The following is a 509-nucleotide window of genomic DNA, read 5'->3' as shown; positions in this document are numbered from 1 at the left end:
CTTGGATACGCTCCAAAACCTCTGCCTTAGCATCGTGATCGCGGAAGGGAGCAAGCCAAACGACGAAGAGACGTCCATCATCGTCTTCCGGCGCAGAGTTCCAAAGCTCGGTGATAGAGTGTCCACGCAGCCGTTTTTTCGCATCGAACTTCTTCAAAGACGAAACCCGTGAGATATCGGCTTGAACTGCATAGCCAACCGGGTTTTCGATGGCCTCAAGTAGTTGAGGAATTTTCTTGACCTCGGCCTCGATTAGGTAGCCGCTTGGGAGAGGAGCAACCAGCCTGCATCCTTGCCGCCTGGAGAAAAGGTCATCCGGTGTATGTGTCGGCGCAAGAGAATCCTCACTGAACATACGGACAACCAAGTGCGTCAACCCGGAATAGGTTGGCAACTCCGCACGACTTGCGAAAATATCACGCACTTCGCCTGCTAGAACTTCTTGTTGCCGCCCAAGTCGACCCGTTACAATGCTATGAATTCCTTTGCCGCGCCCCGGTGGGCTACGC

Annotated in this window: 1 pseudogene; it reads right to left on the bottom strand. The window is 53.8% G+C overall.

Annotation, left to right across the window (positions count from 1 at the left end):
• Nucleotides 1-424: pseudogene (locus AUL33_RS21915) on the bottom strand (hypothetical protein); the annotation flags it as partial.
• Between the last annotated feature and the right edge of the window lie 85 nt (nt 425-509).

The sequence above is a fragment of the Aureimonas sp. AU12 genome, from assembly GCF_001463705.1.
Lineage (GTDB): Bacteria > Pseudomonadota > Alphaproteobacteria > Rhizobiales > Rhizobiaceae > Aureimonas.
This window is presented reverse-complemented; position numbering and strand designations above follow the sequence as displayed.